Genomic DNA, 17762 nt, shown 5'->3' with positions numbered 1-17762 from the left:
AAGGTGGCGTATGCGATTGGAAATGCGAACGATCATGCCTGAAAAGGCCGAATGGGACAGGGAACCCTTTGCGCGCGGTGTTGTCCGCTTTGACCGGAACTGGAGTCTGGACGAAGTGGAACGCGCGGTCCGCGAGCGGGGGTTGTCGAGCCTGGCCTTTGAGGACGCGGCCATGTTCGCGGACCACGATCGGGTGGTGGACATGTGCCTGGACATGCGCGTGCGCGACCTGAACGTATTGTGGAGCGCGCGGCTGGACACGGTGCCCACGGACGGCCTGCTCAAGGCCATGCGGCTGGCCGGGTGCCAGCGTCTGGACATGCGGCTGAACCCGGACGAGGCCGTGGAAGGGCTGTTCTGGGCCCGGCGCTACGGGTTCGACGTACGCGTCCGCAACCTGGACGGCGCGTCCTATGCGGCCGAGCGGATCACCTACGGCGTGGCGGAACGCGAGGCCATCGCAGGACGGTTGCCCGGCCTGCACTCGGCCCAGTTCGACCTGGCCGTGGCCTATTACCGGGCCGGACGACTGGCTGACGTCATGCTGCCGCTGGGCAAGGCCATGACCCTGCGCTTCCCCATGAACGAGTTGTGCCTGAACTTGCTGGCCTGCCTGTCCGCGGCCAAGCACTACCCCGACCAGGCGGCCGGATTGCTCGATCAGGCCGGGTACGGTTGTCCGCACCCGGTGGTCTTCCGCAACCGCGAACTGCTCCGGGCGTGGCTGGCCGGAGGCGGAGACCTTAAGGGCGTACGATTGCGCCTGGAGCCCGAGCATTCAGCCTTTTGCTAGGCCTCGATTTTTTGAATGGAAAAAGCCCCCGCAACGATTGTTGCGGGGGCTTTTCGTCAGGCGTGGTTGAGGAGTTGGAGTTCGGCGGGGTCTGGATTGAGGTAATACTGCTGGGTCAGGTACGGCCTGCGGTATTTGCGGGCGTAGTGGTTGAGCAGGGTGACGGGCACGAGCAGGGGAACCTTGCCCTTGGCGTAGGCGGTGATCGCGGCGTGCAGTTCGCGCTTGTCCTCGGCGTCCAGGTCCTTCTTGAAGTAGCCCGCCGCGTGGGAAAGCACGTCGCGGTTCTTGCTCGGCGTGGCCTTGAGGGTCAGGGACTTGAAGAGCAGGGTGGCATATTTGTCGAAGATGGTTTCGGCGTTGTGCAGGGTGCTTTCGCCGAGCAGGCGGCCGAGTTCCCGGTAGCCGCGCAGGTCATGGGCGCGGATGAGCATCTTGTGCCGGGTGTGGAAATCCACCAGGCTGCCGATGGACACTCCCTTGGCCGTAAGCGCGCGCCAGCGGTGCAGGACGAACACCCTGCGGATGAAATTTTCGCGCAGGACGGCGTTCTGCAATGCTTCGGAGGAGACCACGGGCAGCAGGGGATCGTGCTCCTGAAGCAGGCGGGTGAAGAAGCCGGGGCCGAGATGCGGCGGTTTGCCGTCGGTGGGGTGGATCCTGGCCTTGCTCACCGCACAGGACGGGGAGTGCACGCGCAGGACGAATCCGCAAACGCCCTCCTTGTCCAGTCCCTTGAGCACGCGGTGCGCCCACTTGGTCATCTTGGCGGTCAGATCCTTGCCCGACTCGTAGCCGATGAGCCGGATTTCGCCCGCGCAATCCACCTGTCTGAGCGGTTCGCGCGGAATGCCCATGCCGCAGGCGATCTCCGGGCAGATGGGCACGAATTCCACATGCTTGGCCAGGGTTTCGGCCAGGTAGGCGTTGCGCCGGTGGGTGCGGTCGAAACGGACCCTTTCCCCGGCCACGCAGGCGCTGACGCCGATCTTGATGCTGTCGGACATTTTTCCTCCCAAGATTCTTCCTCCCAGGGTACCACCGGGCGGCGGCGTGAAACAAGCAAAAATCACAAAGTGGTGGGTGGCGGCCCGGGGCTTCTTCCCTTTTCCTGTCGATAAAAAAGCCGCCCAAATGGACGGCTTTGTGAGATTCGTCGGGAAGCCCGGCTAGGAGGCCCTGGCGTGGGGGCCGGGGCAGCAGGAGCAACGGGGGCCTTCGTCGGAGTCATCGGGCACGGCCAGGATCTTTCCAGCCAGGCCACAGCAGAGGACCACGTCCGAGCCGCGCACGCGCACGCGGCATCCGTTGGAGCCGCCGCTCAAGACCTCCACCGGACAGCCGGGGGTCATGCCCATGGCGAGCATGCGGGCGCGCGCCTGACGGCCGCCGTCTATACCGGCTATTCGAACCACGGACCCTGTCGGAAACTCGGTCAAAGGCTTTTGCATCGCTGGAATTTCCCTCAAAATTTGCGTTGAAGTTGAGAGTAAGTATCAACCTCTGCGCTGTCAACGGGAATCTGCGATCTTTGCACGCCCTCTTGGCAATCGGCACGGGATGCTTATGGTTCGGTGAGACGGCCACGCTTCTCTGGCAAGCGGCGTTTTTCGGGGCCGAGGCTTGGCCGATCGGCGGCTTGGGGGCGACGGCGAGGCGGGCGTGGGGAAAGTATGAAAGCGCGGCTCCCGCAAGATGGGCGCAGGGTATATAACCATTGCGTTTCGGGGGATAACCTTATAATAAAGATTGCTTGTCCGGCGGGCGGCGGCGGTGCCGAGCCGGGCGAGGGGAAGGGGGTCGCCCCCCTCTCTCGAATACCGCCGTAACTTCAACTACTTCGAGCAGAATGCCCAAACGCACAGATATCAAGAAGATCATGTTGATCGGGTCCGGCCCCATTGTCATCGGCCAGGCCTGCGAGTTCGACTACTCCGGTACCCAGGCCCTCAAGGCGCTCAAGGAGGAGGGGTACGAGGTGGTCCTGGTCAACTCCAACCCGGCCTCCATCATGACGGACCCGGAGCTGGCCGATGCGACCTACATCGAGCCCATAGAGCCCGAAACCGTAGCCCGAATCATTGAAAAAGAGCGTCCCGACGCTCTTTTGCCGACTTTGGGGGGGCAAACCGGGTTGAACACGGCCCTGGCCGTGGCCGACATGGGCGTGCTCGACAAGTTCGGCGTGGAGCTCATCGGCGCCAACATCGACGTCATCAACAAGGCGGAATCCCGTGAGGAATTCCGCGAGGCCATGCGCAACATCGGCCTGGGCATGCCCGAGAGCGGCATCTGCCACAACATGGACGACGTGCGCGAGTGGGGCGAGAAGATCCCGTTCCCGATCATCGTCCGGCCCGCCTATACCCTGGGCGGCTCCGGCGGCGGCGTGGCCTACAACATGGAGGAGCTGGAACAGATCTGCTCCAACGGGCTGGCCCTGTCCATGAAGCACGAGATCATGCTCGAGCGCTCCATCCTCGGCTGGAAGGAGTACGAGCTGGAGGTCATGCGGGACAAGAAGGACAACTGCGTGATCATCTGCTCCATCGAGAACCTGGATCCCATGGGCGTGCACACCGGCGACTCGGTCACCGTGGCCCCGGCCCAGACCCTGACCGACGACGAGTATCAGCGCCTCAGGGACGCGTCGCTCGCGGTCATGCGCGAGATCGGCGTGGAGACCGGCGGGTCCAACGTCCAGTTCGCCATCAACCCCGAGGACGGCGAGCTGATCATCATCGAGATGAACCCGCGCGTGTCCCGGTCGTCGGCCCTGGCCTCCAAGGCCACCGGCTTTCCCATCGCCAAGATCGCGGCCAAGCTGGCCGTGGGCTACACCCTGGACGAGATTCCCAACGACATCACCCGCGAGACCATGGCCTCGTTCGAACCGGCCATCGACTACTGCGTGGTCAAGATACCCCGCTTCACCTTCGAGAAGTTCCCGGGCACCGAGGACTACCTGACCACGGCCATGAAGTCCGTGGGCGAGACCATGGCCATCGGTCGGACTTTCAAGGAAGCGCTGCAGAAGGGATTGCGTTCGCTCGAGACCGGCCACCCCGGCCTGGGCGAGCAGTTCGACAACTGCGACATCGACCGCAACGAGGTCCTCAGGCTCCTGCGCCGTCCCAACTCCCAGCGGCTGTACGCCCTGCGCAACGCGCTCAACTGCGGCATGACCGAGGAGGAAGTCTTCGAGGCCACCAAGATCGACCCGTGGTTCCTGCGCCAGTTCAAGGACATCGTCGACATGGAGCACGCGCTCATCGACTTCGGCAAGCGCGAGGGCGTGACCGCGGAGGCCGAGGGTATGGCCGAAATGCTTAGGAAGGCCAAGGAATACGGCTATTCCGACCCGCAGCTGGCGTCCATGTGGCGGACCAGCGAGGACGCGGTGCGCAGCCTTCGCAAGGAGCTGGGCATCGAGCCGACCTACTACCTGGTCGACACCTGCGCCGCCGAGTTCGAGGCCTACACCCCGTACTATTATTCCACCTACGAGACCGGGCAGGAGAACGTCCGCGAGGACCGCAAGAAGATCGTCATCCTGGGCGGCGGTCCCAACCGCATCGGCCAGGGCATCGAGTTCGACTACTGCTGCTGCCACTCCTCCTTCACGCTGAAAGAGATGGGCGTGGAGTCGATCATGGTCAACTCCAACCCGGAGACGGTCTCCACCGACTACGACACCTCGGACAAGCTCTACTTCGAGCCCCTGACCTTCGAGGACGTCATGAACATCATCGAGTTCGAGAAGCCGGACGGAGTCATCGTCCAGTTCGGCGGCCAGACCCCGCTCAACCTGGCGCTGCGGCTGATGAACGCGGGCGTGCCCTTGATAGGCACCAGCCCGGACGCCATCGACCGCGCCGAGGACCGCGAGCGGTTCAAGCAGTTCCTGAACAAGCTGAACCTCAAGCAGCCGCCCAACGGCACGGCCATGTCCATGGTCCAGGCCCGCGAGATCGCTGAGAAGCTGACCTTCCCGCTGGTCCTGCGCCCGTCCTATGTGCTCGGCGGCCGGGGCATGGACATCGTCTACTCCATGGACGAGTTCGACCACTACTTCCGCCATTCGGCCTTGGTCTCCCCGGAGCACCCGACCCTGATCGACAAGTTCCTCGAATACGCCATCGAGGTGGACGTGGACGCCCTGGCCGACGGCGAGGACGTGTACATCGGCGGGGTCATGGAGCACATCGAGGAGGCGGGCATCCACTCTGGCGACTCCGCCTCGGTGCTGCCGCCGTATTCGCTGTCCGCCGAGCTGATCCGCGAGATCGAGCGACAGACCGTGGCCATGGCCAAGGAACTGGGCGTGGTCGGGCTGATGAACGTTCAGTTCGCCATCAAGGACAACGAGGTCTACATCATCGAGGTCAACCCGCGCGCCTCGCGCACGGTGCCCTTCGTGTCCAAGGCCACGGGCGTGCCCCTGGCCAAGATGGCCACGAGGGTCATGCTCGGCGAGAAGCTCAAGGACCTGAAGCCCTGGGAGCTGCGCAAGAAAGGCCACGTCTCGGTCAAGGAGTCGGTCTTCCCGTTCAACCGCTTCCCCAACGTGGACGTCCTGCTCGGACCCGAGATGCGTTCCACCGGCGAAGTCATGGGCATCGACCCGAGCTTCGGCCTGGCCTACATGAAGTCGCAGCTGGCCGCGGGCCAGAAGCTGCCGACCAGCGGCACGGTCTTCATGTCCGTCAACGACTGGGACAAGTCCAAGATCGTGCTGGTGGCCAAGGACTTCGAGGCCATGGGCTTCAAGGTGGCGGCCACGGGCGGCACGGCCGACTTCCTCATGGAGAAGGGCGTCAACGTGGAAAAGGTCCACAAGGTCCACGAGGGCCAGCGGCCCCACGTGGTAGACCACATCAAGAACGGGGCGTTCGACCTGGTCATCAACACGCCTTCGGGCAAGAAGACCGTGGGCGACGCCAAGATGATCCGCCAGAACGCGCTGCTGTACGACATCCCCTACACCACCACGGTGTCCGGGGCCCGCGCGGTGGTGCAGGCCATATGCGAACTCAGACAAACCGGGCTGCAAGTGAAGAGCCTGCAAGAATATTACGGCTAGAGAGAAGCCGGACACACGAGAGAGTTTCCATGAAAAAAGAGTATTGCGGTCTTTTCGGCATCTACGGCAACAAGGAGGCGGCGCGCATGACCTATTTCGGTCTGTACGCGCTGCAGCACCGCGGGCAGGAGTCCGCGGGCATCGTTACCTGGGATGGCGAGAGGATCCGCGAACAGAAGGGCATGGGCCTGGTGGCCGACGTGTTCAACGAGCGGCACCTGGGCAAGGAGCTCAAGGGCTCCATCGCCATGGGCCATATCCGTTACTCCACCACGGGCGCGTCCCTGATCCGCAACGCCCAGCCGTTCCTGGTCCGCCACGGCGACCTGCGCCTGGCCGTGGCCCACAACGGCAACCTGGTCAACACCTACGAGTTGCGCACCGAGCTGGAGCAGAACGGGTCCATCTTCCAGACCACCATGGACACCGAGGTCTTCGCCCACCTGATCATCAAATACCTGCATGAGTCCGAAACCATCGAGGAGGCCGTGGGCAAGGCGTGCAACCGGGTGCGCGGGGCCTACTCCATGCTCATCCTGGCCAACGACAAGATGATCGCGGTCAAGGACCCCAACGGCTTCAGGCCCCTGGTCCTCGGCAGCGTGGGCGGCAACTACGTCTTCGCCTCCGAAACCTGCGCCTTCGACCTGGTCGAGGCCGAGTACCTGCGTCCCCTGGACCCCGGCGAGATGGTCGTGGTCCACAAGAACAAGCTGAGCAGCCACCGCTTCGCCGAGCCCATCCGGTGCAGCAAGTGCATCTTCGAGCTCATCTACTTCGCCCGGCCCGACTCCCATATCTTCGGCGACGTGGTCTACGAGCGGCGCAAGGCCATGGGCGTCATGCTGGCCAAGGAGGCTCCGGTGGACGCGGACCTGGTCATGCCGTTCCCGGATTCGGGCAACTACGCGGCCGTGGGCTACTCCCAGGAGTCCGGCCTGCCCCTGGAGCTGGCCATGATCCGCAACCACTACGTGGGACGGACCTTCATCCAGCCCTCGCAGGACATGCGCGACTTCTCGGTCCGGGTGAAGCTCAACCCGGTCAAGTCCATGATCCAGGGCAAGAGGATCATCATCATCGAGGACTCCATCGTGCGCGGCACGACCATCCGGGCGCGCGTCAAGAAGTTGCGCGAGCTGGGCGCGCGGGAGATCCACCTGCGGGTCAGCTGTCCGCCCATCCGCTTCCCCTGTTTCTACGGCATCGACTTCTCCTCCAAGGGCGAACTCATCGCGGCCAACCACTCGGTGGAGGACATCGCGCGGTTCATGGGGCTCGATTCCCTGCACTACCTGTCCATCCCCGGTCTGCTCGACTCCGTGACCCAGGATGAATGGTGCCTGGCCTGCTTCGACGGCAACTATCCGGTGCCTCTGGCCGACCGCATGGGCAAGGACTGCCTGGAGGCCGCGCCCGGAATCATCAAGGAATTCTGCTAGGCAGCGAATCATCAACGCCCGGCACCCCCTGACAGGGGCACGGCCGGGATGGGGCGGCGCTAGGGCCGCCCGCCGGGAGGACGCGTTTTCGCGTCCGTTCCGGTTCCTATTCGGGAGAACAACGCATGGCATGTACATCCGAACGCAAGGACTGGCTGGAGCTGGCCCGCGAGGTTCTGGACATAGAGGTCCAGGGGCTTGAGGCCGTGCGCGACCAGTTGGACGGGCCGTTTATTGAAGCCTTGACCGCCATGGCCAAGTGCACGGGCAGGGTGGTCATCACCGGCTTGGGCAAGTCCGGGCTGGTGGGCCGCAAGATCGCGGCCACCCTGTCCTCCACGGGCACGCCGTCCTTCTTCCTCCATCCGGTGGAGGGGGCCCACGGCGATCTGGGCATGATCCGGGACGAGGACGTGGTCCTGGCTCTGTCCAACTCCGGGGCCACCGACGAGGTCAACGCCATCCTGCCCACGCTCAAATCCCTGGGGGCCACGGTCATCGCCATGACCTCCAACCCGGCCTCGCCCATGGCCGGGCTCTCCGACGTCCACATCCAGGTCCGCGTGCCGCGCGAGGCGTGCCCCATGGGCTTGGCCCCGACGTCCTCCACCACCGCGCAGCTGGCCGTGGGCGACGCTCTGGCCGTCTGCCTGATGGAGTGGAAGTCTTTCGGCCAGGACGATTTCAAGCGGTTTCATCCCGGCGGTTCGCTGGGCCAGCGGCTGGCCACCTGCGTGGATCAACTTATGCACAGCGACGGTCTGCCCGTGGTCCGGGAAGAGGCCGCCCTGAGGGACGCCCTGGCCACCCTGAACGGCGGCGGGCTCGGCCTGGTGGCCGTGGTCGATGGGGCCACGCTGCTCAAAGGCGTGCTGACCGACGGCGACGTGCGCCGCCTGGTCTGCGCCGGGGGGCTCGACATGGACCGCCCGGTGAGCGCGGTCATGACCGTGTCGCCGAGAAGGGCCACGGCCGGGGAGTCCTCGGCCCGCGTGCTCGATTTCATGGAGCGCAGCCAGATCACCGTTTTGCCCGTGGTCCGCGATGACGGGCGGTTGGCGGGCATGGTCCACCTGCACGACCTGCTCGGCAAGGGCGAGCTGACCTTTTCGGGAGGCAACGGCGGGGGAGCCGGTTGATGGCCCGGACCCGTACCGAAGACGCCGACGTCTGCAGGCGCTGCTCCTTCCAGGGGCCGACCTGCTGCCGCATCACCACGGGCCAGGAGGAGTACTGCTTCCCCCTGTCCCAGACCGAGAAGGAGCGCATCCAGGAGCTGGTGCCGTACACCGGCGGCTTCGTGGTCTCGCCCAACTCCAAGGCGTTCATCGACTACGCCTGCCGCCTCTTCCCCGGCGAAGAGGAGGAGGTCCGGCGCATCTTTCCCGAGGGCAAGGAGCACTTCCGGCTGGCCGTGGATTCCATGGGCGCGTGCCGCTTTCTCGGCCCGCTGGGCTGCGAGATCCCGCAGGAGGCGCGCCCCTACTACTGCCGCCTCTTTCCCTTCTGGATGGCGGGTCGCACGGTCACGCATTTCGACACCCCCACCTGTCTCGCCCGGCGGGAAGGGGGCACCCTGGCCCGGATTCTCGACATCCTTGACACCAACAAGGCGACCGTGAAGGATCTGTACGGCCGATTGCGCCTGGTCTGGGGACTGCCCCCGTCCAAGGGCGCGAACCCGGTCAAGAAAACCTTCTGATGGATGGAACATGAAGAAATTCCTTAAGATATTCTGTATATTCGTGCTCGCTTGCATCCTCTCGGGCATCGGCGGGGCCGTCTGGCTCTACCATTGGGCCTCGAACGACCTGCCCGGATTCAAGAACATCACCGACTACAAGCCGCCGCTGGTGACCACGGTCTACGCCCAGGATAACCAGGTGCTCGGCTATTTCTACAAGGAGAAGCGGTTCCTGGTCACTCTGGACCAGATGAGCCCGTGGATTCCCAAGGCGTTCCTGGCCGCCGAGGATGCCTCCTTCTACGAGCACGACGGCGTGGACCTGACCGCCATCGTCCGCGCCTTCAAGGCCAATCTCATGGCCGGGCGAACCAAGCAGGGCGGCTCGACCATCACCCAGCAGATCATCAAGCGCCTCCTGCTGACCTCCGAGCGCAGCTACAAGAGAAAGCTCAAGGAGGCCATCCTCGCCTTTCGTCTGGAGAACTACCTGACCAAGGAAGAGATCCTGACCATCTACCTGAACCATATCTTCCTGGGTGCGCACTCCTACGGCGTGGAGGCCGCCGCCCGGACCTATTTCGCCAAGCACGCCAAGGACCTGACCGTGGCCCAGGCGGCCATGATCGCGGGGCTGCCCCAGGCCCCCACGCGGTACAACCCCTACCAGAACTACCAGCTTGCCCGGCAGCGCCAGGAATACGTCCTCGGCCAGATGCGCAATCTCGGATGGATCACCGAGGAGCAGTATCAGGAGGCGCTGGTCGAGCCCATCGAACTCAAGTCCATGGACGACCCGTCCTGGCAGGTGGGCGCGTACTACCTCGAGGAAGTCCGCCGCTGGCTCGTCGACCAGTACGGCGAGGACGAGGTCTACAACGGCGGCCTGACCGTGACCACCCCGTGCGATCTCAAGCACCAGGCGGCCGCCGAGAAGGCGTTGCGGCGCGGGCTTATCGACTCGGCCAAACGGCGCGGCTGGATCGGCCCGGTCGGCCATTTCACCGCGGCGGACGAACCGCGAATCCTCGAGGAAGGGCCGCAGACCACGGACAACATCATGGCCAAGGACCAGCTCCTCAAGGCCTTCGTGACCAAGGTGGCCAAGGACAAGGCCCTGGTCCGTTTCGGCAGGTTCAAGGGGGAAATCCCCATCAAGGCCATGTGGTGGGTGCGCGAGCCCGATATCCGGAAGAGCCACGAGGACGTGCCCGACCCGACCGACGCCCGCAAGATCCTCAAGATGGGTGACGTGGTCTGGGTGACCGTGGACACGGCCCCGAAAAACGAGGACGGCACCTGGATTCTCGACCTGGAACGCGAACCGGAGGTCCAGGGCGCGCTGGTCTCCATCAAGCCCGGCACCGGCGAGGTCGTCGCCCTGGTGGGCGGCTATTCCTTCGCCACCAGTCAGTTCAACCGGGCCACCCAGGCCAGACGCCAGCCCGGTTCGGCCTTCAAGCCCATCGTCTACTCGGCGGCCATCGACAACGGCTTCACCCCTGCCTCCATCGTGCTCGACGCGCCCATCGTCTACGCCAACGACGCCGAGGGCAAGCTGTGGCGGCCCGAGAACTTCGAGGGCACCTTCGACGGACCGACCCTGCTGCGCACAGCCCTGGTCAAGTCCAAGAACCTGTGCACCATCCGCATCGCCCAGAAGATCGGCATCCGGACCATCATCGACCGGGCCAAGGCCATGGGCCTGGACACCGACTTCCCCGTCGACCTGTCCGTGTCCCTGGGCTCGGCCGTGGTCACTCCCATGAACCTGTGCGAGGCCTATACCACCTTCCCGCGTGGCGGGTCCTACATCAAACCGCGCACGGTCCTGTCCGTGAAGTCCGCCTGGGGCGACGAGCTGTACTCCTCCAAGCCCGAGGCCGTGGACGCCATCAGTCCGCAGACCGCCTACATCATGGCCACGCTCATGAAGCAGGTGGTCCAGAACGGCACCGGCTGGCGCGCCAAGGTCCTGGGCAGGCCCGTGGCGGGCAAGACCGGCACCTCGAACATGGAGCAGGACGCCTGGTTCATGGGCTACGCCCCGTACCTGCTGACCGGCGTGTACGTCGGTTTCGACGAGCTGACCCCCATGGGCAAGTGGGAGACCGGCTCGCGCGCTGCCTCGCCCATCTGGGTGGACTACCGCAAGGAGGTGGAGAACGATTATCCCTATGAGGACTTCACCCAGCCGCCGGGAATTGTTATGGTCAAGGTGGACGGCGACACGGGCAAGCTCGCCTCGCCGTCCTCGACCCAGGAGTTCTTCCTGCCGTTCAAGGTGGGCTCCGAGCCCACGGAAACGGCCCGCCCGTACGGCGGGAGCGGAGAGGCCCCGGCGTCGGCCGACGATTTGTTCAAGCAAACCTTCTAGGCAGTTGGGGGGGGGCCATGGAACTCGATCTCTATCAGGTGGACGCATTCGCGGACGAGGTCTTCACCGGCAACCCGGCGGCCGTGGTCCCGCTCTACGAGTGGTTGTCCGACGAGTTGATGATGCGCATCGCCCAGGAAAACAACCTGGCCGAGACCGCTTTCTTCGTGCGCAAGGGCGAGTACTTCGAACTGCGCTGGTTCACCCCGGAGATCGAGATCGACCTGTGCGGCCACGCCACCCTGGCCAGCGCCCACGTCCTCTACCGCCACCTGGACTACACCGACCCGGTCGTGGTCTTCGAGACCAAGAGCGGGCGGCTCTTCGTGGACCGCGAGGGCGACGGCTATTCCATGGACTTCCCGGCCTGGTCCTGCGCCAAGAGCCAGGTCACCGAACGGGTGGCCGCGGCTCTGGGGGCGCGGCCCGCCGAACTGTACATGGGCGGCCGCGACATGATGGCCGTTTTCGAGACCGAGGACGAGATCCGTGCGCTTGACCCCGACTTCCGCCTTGTCTCGGGCCTGGACGGGCTGTGCCTCATCTGCACCGCGCCCGGCATGGACCACGACTTCGTGTCCCGCGTCTTCGTGTCCGGCGATTCCGTGCCCGAGGACCCGGTCACCGGGTCGGCCCACTGCACCCTGGTCCCGTACTGGGCGGACCGCTTGGGCAAGTCCTCGTTCTCCTCCTACCAGGCCTCCAGGCGGGGCGGCTCCCTGCGCTGCGAATACCTCGGCGACCGGGTCAAAATATCCGGCAACGCCGTGACCTACATGACCGGAATCATCCACCTCTAAGGAGGACCGCCATGCCGTTCATCAAAGTGGAGACCAACGTTATCGCGCCCGACGAGGAGGCCTGCCTCAAAGGGTTGTCCGCCCTGGCCGCCGAACTGCTCGGCAAGCCCGAGGCCTACGTCCTGGCCGAACTGGAGTCGGGCAAAAAGCTGCTCTTCGGCGGCACCGGCGACCCGGCGGCCTTCGTCACTCTTGACTCCATCGGTCTGCCCGAGGACCGCACCCCGGAGTTCTCCGCCGCCATAAGCGGGTACCTGAACCGGGAACTGTCCATCCCGGCCAACCGCGTGTACATCGCCTTCGGCGACATCAAGCGCCACCTCTTCGGCTGGGATGGCGGGACGTTCTAGGCGTCCCCGGTCCATCTCCTTTCTTTCCGACAGGCCGTACGGCGGCTTTTGCGAGGCCCGGTCCGACCGGGCTTTTTCGTTTTCCCCTCTCTCGGACGCATAGTGCCGATTGCCGGTGAAAATGGTTGCGCAAATCGAAATTGCGCAACGTTGCGCGATTATCAACAAGAAATCATTGAATAATTCTTGTGCACACCTTTTGCACTCTTTTAGCTTTTCGCAACGCTGTTTTTCATGAGGGGGCATTCATGAGCATCAAGAACAAGCTGATCCTGATCTTTGTGTCCGTGCTGCTGGGCCTGGCCGGAATCTTCGCGGTGAATTACGTGGGCGGGCAATACGTGATCAAGACACGCAAGCTGGCCGCGCTGGCGAGGGAGGGCACCGTTCTGTTTCTCCAGGCGCGGCGGCATGAAAAGAACTTTTTATTGCGCAAGGACGAGCAATATACCCGCAAGGCCCTGGAAGATGCGGACAAGGCCGGGCAGGTGCTTGAAGAAATTGTCCGGATCAAGCCGGGTCTGGCCGACCGCTGCCGCGAGGCCCTGGACATCCTGCGGCAATACCGGGAGGCGCTGATCCAGGTGAACGACCATTACGTGGCCATGGGGCTGACCATGAAGGAGGGGCTGCGCTGGGCGTTCATCCAGGCGGCCCGTAACATGGAGGCCGAGTTCGCCAAGACGGCCATGAGCGAGGAGTTCGTCATCAAGCTGCTCCAGATGCGGCGGCATGAAAAGAACTACATCATTCGGGGCGACACCCAGTACGTGGGCCGCGTGGCCAAGGGCGCGCAGGAGCTGCGGGCCATGCTCTCGTCCGGGTACACTCCCGGGGAGGGGGCCGGGCAGCTCAAGGCGTTGCAGGGCTATCTCGACGCCTTCAACAATTATGTGGACCGGGAGAAGCGGATCGCGGACATCACCGGCGGATTGGTGGAGGCGGCCCGTTCCCTGGAGCCGGTCTACGACGAAATCGCCGAGAGCAGTGCGGCCCAGTCGCTTCACGACGCGCGGATGATCGACTACGGCGTGCTCGGCGTGGAGCTGGGCGTGGGCGCGGCCATTCTGCTCTTGCTCCTGTGGGTGATGCGGTCCATCAACAGCCCGCTCATGCGCCTCAACGCCTTTGCCCGCAGCGTGGCCGGGGGCGACCTCGACGCGCAGCCCCAAGGAGTGTTTCGGGCCGAGCTGGGCGAACTCAAGGGCGTACTGGTGGACATGGTCGCCAATCTCCGCGCCGTGATCGCCAAGTCGCGGAAGATGGAGGAGGACGCCCGCACCCAGGCCGGAGAGGCGGGGCGGGCGCGGGACGAGGCTTTGGCCCAGCAGGAGCGCGTCCAGACTCTGCTGGAACGCATGGGCGAGGCCGCCGGGCGTGCCGACGAGGTGGCCCGGAAGCTGGCCACGGTGTCCCGGGACCTCAAGGAGCGCACCGGGAAGATCGCCGGAAGCGCGATCACGCAACAGGAGCGCATGTCCGAGTCGGCCACGGCCATGGAGGAGATGAACGCCACGGTCAACGAGGTGGCCATGAACGTGAGCGACGCGTCGGGGCTGGCCAACGAGGCCAGCACCGAGGCCAGCCAGGGCATCCAGGTGGTCCATCGGGCCGAGAAGTCCATGGCCGAGGTGGCCGGGACGGTCTCGGTGCTGGAGGAGGGCATGGCCCGGCTGGGCTCGGACACCGAATCCATCGGCCAGGTCATCAGCGTGATCAACGAAATCGCGGACCAGACCAACCTGCTGGCCCTGAACGCGGCCATCGAGGCCGCCCGCGCGGGCGATGCCGGGCGGGGTTTCGCGGTGGTGGCCGACGAAGTGCGCAAGCTGGCCGAAAAGACCATGGTCGCCACCAAGGAAGTGGAGGAGCGCATCACCGCCATCCAGGAGGCCACGGGCCGCAACATTCACGACGTGAAGGAGACCCTGGCCCACGTGGCCTCGGCCAACGGCGAGGTCGGCAATTCCGTGGACGCCTTCCGGAACATCAGGGAGTTCTCGGCCAATGTTGCCGACAGGATCGAGGGCATAGCCATCGCGGCCCGTCAGCAGTCCGCGGCCAGCGAGGAGATCAGCGGCGCGGTGCTGGACGTCAGCCGGCTGGCCTCGGCCACGGCCGAGGACGTGCAGCAGGCCGCCTCGGTCATAGCGGGCCTGGCCGACATGGCCGAGACCCTGCAGGCGATCATCGGCCACCTGGGCGGCGAGGAACGGGAGTCCGAGAGGGTCTTGCCCGGCAAGGCCGAAAGCCGCAAGCTGGGAGCCGTGCAATAGAAAGGGCGGCCGTCACGGCCGCCCCCATCTCAGCCCAATGAATAAACCCCGCCGAAGGCGGCACAGGGATTCCAAAGGGGGCCCGCCCCTTTGGCCGCCGGAGGCGAAATCATCCGGCAATCCCGCCGAAGGAGGCATCCCTCTTTCTTATAGCAACTTCAGCCGCCAGTTGAATTCGCTGGTCCGGGTGGGGCGGGGCACGTTGCGCGGCCAGGGTTCGAGCATGGTCACGAAGGTCTTGAAGCCGAGCCGCTCCAGGGTGCGGGCCTCTTTGGTCAGGTCCACTTCCCAGCCCGGGAATATCCAGTTGTTCTGGCCGTACTTGCGCACGAAGGCGACCTCGTTCATGGGCGACTTGATGGCCTCGTCGAATGGCACGGCGTCGGCCAGGAACCGGGAAATGCCGAACGGCCACATGCCTTTGATGACGAAGCCGAGCGGCAGGGGCGGATTCTGGGCCAGTCCCTGGAGGTCCTCCAGGGGCAGCTCCGGGTTGATGATGGCGCTGGAGAAGCCAAGCTGGCGCAGGACGTCCAGGGCCAGCCTGTTGGCGGTATTGCAGAACGGCCCGGCGGTCAGGGTCACGTTTTTGCGGTCCTCGAAGTAGGCGGCCTGCCACGGGGCGTTGAGCACGAACTCGCGCGCGCCCTTGCGCACCGCCTCCTTGATCAGGGAGCGGTATTTCTTGTCCTCGTCGGGCCAGACGACCGGGGGCAGCCACCACTGGGCGCGGGCCGTGTCCTTTCCGGCCACCTTGCCCAGTATGGAGCGCTCCAGCCAGAAGGCCGGGCGGTCCCAGGTCTTGCCCTTGGGCGGCAGGCGGAAAAGGCTCACGGATTCGGTCCGGGGAGAGCTCTTCCCCTTGCCCTTGCCGCGAACGCGGGGCGCGGCCTTGGGCCAGGTGGGGGTGAAGGTCGATTCCTTCATCTCCGGTGCCGGGAAGAAGTCGAGCTCCTTTTCCAGTTCCCTGATCCGCTTGACCAGCTGCGGTTCGCGCCGGTCCACCAGAAAGACCTTGGTGCCCGTGGGCAGGGGGGGGCCGACGTGCTTGCGGGAAAAGGGAATGTCCATGCGCCCGCGTTTGGGCACGCGGCGGCGGATGGGGATGGTCCGATGGCCGGGCTGGTCCTCGTAGCCCACGCGAACCAGGTCGCCGGTTTCGAGCTGCTCGCGCGGCTCGAAGAAGAGCTTTTTCTGGTCACGCCTGATCTCGCCGATGAGTCGTCCGGAACTGGTCTCCTCCTTGGGTTGGACGGGCTGAAACGGGCGCTGGGGCAGGAATACGGAGTGGCTGGACGGCCGCCCGAGGGCCTGGTCGAGCAGTTCCATGGCGGTCTTCTTGGCCTGGGCGTCCTGCGGGTTGTCGCGCAGCATCTGGTACGCTTTGACCGTGTAGAAGACGTAGTGCGGGCCCTTCTTGCGGCCCTCGATCTTCCAGGCGGCCACGCGGTCCATGGACAGCAGCGGCTTGGTCAGTACATCCAGGGAGAGGTCCGAACAGGAGAAGAGCCGCTCGGGCTGCTCCTTACCCCGAGTGTAGAGGCGGCGGCAGGGCTGCACGCAGCGGCCGCGCAGGCCGGACTTGCCGCCCAGGTAGCTGGACCAGTAGCAGCGCCCGGAGACGCAATGGCACAGCGCGCCGTGCACGAAGATTTCCAGGTCCAGGTCCTTGGGGCAGGCATCGGCCATGAGCTTGACCTCGTCCAGGTTCAGCTCGCGGGGCAGGACCACGCGGTTGGCGCCGAGCTTTTTGGCCACGTCCAGCCCGGCAGGGTGGGACACGTTGGCCAGGGTGGACAGGTGCAGCTCGCCGGTGTAGCCCGCCTGCTTGGCCAGGGTCAGCATGGCCAGGTCCTGGACGATGAGAGCGAACGGCTTGACGTTTCTTTGCAGCCGGTCGATGAGCCTGCCCGCGGATTCCACGTCCTGGGGCTTGACCAGGGTGTTCATGGCAACGTAGGTCTTGGTGCCGCGATCGCGGCCCAGGCTTGCCAGCTGCGCCAGCTCGCTGATAGAGAAGTTCTGGGCCTGCATGCGGGCCGAGAAGTGTTTCAACCCCACGTAGACCGCGTCCGCCCCGGCCGCCACGGCGGCCAGGAAGGCGTTTTTGTCCCCTGCGGGGGCCATGATTTCCGGAATATGTTTTTTGCTCATAAGGTATCTGTATGTCCTTGAGGAATTGCCGCAGTGTCAAGGTATTGAAAGTATCCCCGGTCGGTCAATCAAAAACGGCCGGCGAATTCTTCGAGCTGACGCTCGAACGACCGGACTGGGACGGGTGGAAGCCCGGTCAGTTCGTCATGATCCGGCCCAGCTCCTGGGAGCTCGACATGCTCTGGGGCAGGCCGTTCTCCCTCAGTTCGGGGGACGACGACTCCGTCACCCTGTTCATCCAGGCCGTGGGGCGGGGCACCCGGCGCATCGCCGAGTTGTCGCCCGGCGACGCGGTGACCATGTGGGGCCCGCTCGGCAATTCCTTTGCCGTGGAGCCCGACGTCCCGACCCTGTTGCTCGCCGGGGGCATCGGCATCGCACCTTTTCGCGGATATGTCGAGCAACATCCGCGTCCCGAAAACCTGTCCCTGTTCCTGGCCCACCGTCTGCCGCTGGACTGCTACCCCTATGATCTGCTGTCCCGGACCGTGGACTGCCGGTGCATGATCGAGGCCGAGCCGTCGGATCTGGACTGCATCATCGACACCCTGCGCGGGCTGATCGAGGACAACGCGAAGCGGGGCGGCCTGACCCTGTGCTGCGGCCCCACGCCGTTCATGCGCACGGTCCAGCGGTTCGCCAGGGAGTACGGCGCGAGGGCGCAGGTCTCGCTGGAGAACCGGATGGCCTGCGGTGTGGGCGCGTGTCTGGGCTGCGTGACCAGGGACGGCGAGGGGCATCACGTTCAGGTGTGCACGCGGGGCCCGGTGTTCTGGGCCGACAAGGTGGAGCTGTAGGAGGCC

13 protein-coding genes are annotated in these 17762 nt (G+C 65.0%); 10 read left to right on the top strand and 3 right to left on the bottom strand.

Features of this window, described 5'->3' with window-relative positions; translation table 11 throughout:
• Positions 1 to 22: 22 nt before the first annotated feature.
• A complete protein-coding gene (locus BerOc1_RS02330) occupies positions 23 to 793 on the top strand; it encodes a hypothetical protein (RefSeq protein WP_129586466.1) in 771 nt (256 codons plus the stop codon).
• Between the two features lie 56 nt (positions 794 to 849).
• Here the strand turns inward: BerOc1_RS02330 and BerOc1_RS02325 are convergent, their stop codons facing one another.
• Together BerOc1_RS02325 and BerOc1_RS02320 are read right to left on the bottom strand one after the other, a co-directional pair.
• Positions 850 to 1800, bottom strand: a complete 951-nt coding sequence (locus BerOc1_RS02325) for a YbgA family protein (RefSeq protein ID WP_071544104.1) — start codon at positions 1798 to 1800, stop codon at positions 850 to 852.
• A gap of 162 nt (positions 1801 to 1962) precedes the next feature.
• The gene (locus tag BerOc1_RS02320) at positions 1963 to 2244 is read right to left on the bottom strand and encodes a FeoA family protein (protein WP_071544103.1); all 282 of its coding nucleotides are present in this window, start codon (positions 2242 to 2244) and stop codon (positions 1963 to 1965) included.
• A 398-nt stretch (positions 2245 to 2642) separates the two neighbouring features.
• Between BerOc1_RS02320 and carB the strand changes: the two genes are divergently transcribed.
• From carB to BerOc1_RS02280, 8 genes are all read left to right on the top strand, one after another.
• The gene (gene carB / locus BerOc1_RS02315) at positions 2643 to 5876 is read left to right on the top strand and encodes a carbamoyl-phosphate synthase large subunit (protein WP_071544102.1); all 3234 of its coding nucleotides are present in this window, start codon (positions 2643 to 2645) and stop codon (positions 5874 to 5876) included.
• Between the two features lie 29 nt (positions 5877 to 5905).
• The gene (gene purF / locus BerOc1_RS02310; protein ID WP_071544101.1) at positions 5906 to 7318 is read left to right on the top strand and encodes an amidophosphoribosyltransferase; all 1413 of its coding nucleotides are present in this window, start codon (positions 5906 to 5908) and stop codon (positions 7316 to 7318) included.
• Positions 7319 to 7443: 125 nt separating this feature from the next.
• The gene (locus tag BerOc1_RS02305; protein WP_071544100.1) at positions 7444 to 8457 is read left to right on the top strand and encodes a KpsF/GutQ family sugar-phosphate isomerase; all 1014 of its coding nucleotides are present in this window, start codon (positions 7444 to 7446) and stop codon (positions 8455 to 8457) included.
• On the top strand, positions 8457 to 9020 hold the full coding sequence (locus tag BerOc1_RS02300) for a YkgJ family cysteine cluster protein (protein ID WP_071544099.1): 564 nt from the start codon (positions 8457 to 8459) through the stop codon (positions 9018 to 9020). The genes BerOc1_RS02305 and BerOc1_RS02300 overlap by 1 nt, the downstream gene beginning before the upstream one ends.
• 10 nt (positions 9021 to 9030) lie before the next feature.
• On the top strand, positions 9031 to 11379 hold the full coding sequence (locus BerOc1_RS02295) for a penicillin-binding protein 1A (RefSeq protein ID WP_071544098.1): 2349 nt from the start codon (positions 9031 to 9033) through the stop codon (positions 11377 to 11379).
• 17 nt (positions 11380 to 11396) lie between these two features.
• Positions 11397 to 12179 carry a PhzF family phenazine biosynthesis protein gene (locus BerOc1_RS02290; RefSeq protein WP_071544097.1) on the top strand — a complete coding sequence of 261 codons (783 nt, stop codon included), beginning with the start codon at positions 11397 to 11399 and terminating at the stop codon, positions 12177 to 12179.
• Positions 12180 to 12190: 11 nt separating this feature from the next.
• Positions 12191 to 12529 (top strand): phenylpyruvate tautomerase MIF-related protein, encoded by a 339-nt coding sequence (locus tag BerOc1_RS02285; protein WP_071544096.1) that lies wholly within the window; start codon positions 12191 to 12193, stop codon positions 12527 to 12529.
• A gap of 248 nt (positions 12530 to 12777) precedes the next feature.
• Complete coding sequence (locus tag BerOc1_RS02280; protein ID WP_071544095.1) at positions 12778 to 14805, top strand: methyl-accepting chemotaxis protein; 2028 nt, start codon at positions 12778 to 12780, stop codon at positions 14803 to 14805.
• Positions 14806 to 14952: 147 nt separating this feature from the next.
• Here BerOc1_RS02280 and BerOc1_RS02275 read toward each other — a convergent pair whose 3' ends face one another.
• Positions 14953 to 16959, bottom strand: a complete 2007-nt coding sequence (locus BerOc1_RS02275; protein WP_071544094.1) for a peptidase U32 family protein — start codon at positions 16957 to 16959, stop codon at positions 14953 to 14955.
• A gap of 11 nt (positions 16960 to 16970) precedes the next feature.
• Between BerOc1_RS02275 and BerOc1_RS02270 the strand changes: the two genes are divergently transcribed.
• Entirely contained in the window at positions 16971 to 17756 is a 786-nt protein-coding gene (locus tag BerOc1_RS02270) for an iron-sulfur cluster-binding protein (protein ID WP_071544093.1), read from the top strand.
• Positions 17757 to 17762 lie beyond the last annotated feature (6 nt).

Source organism: Pseudodesulfovibrio hydrargyri (assembly GCF_001874525.1).
Classification (GTDB): Bacteria; Desulfobacterota; Desulfovibrionia; order Desulfovibrionales; family Desulfovibrionaceae; genus Pseudodesulfovibrio; species Pseudodesulfovibrio hydrargyri.
Note: the sequence above shows the minus strand (reverse complement) of the source record. Positions and strands in the feature narration are given on the sequence as shown.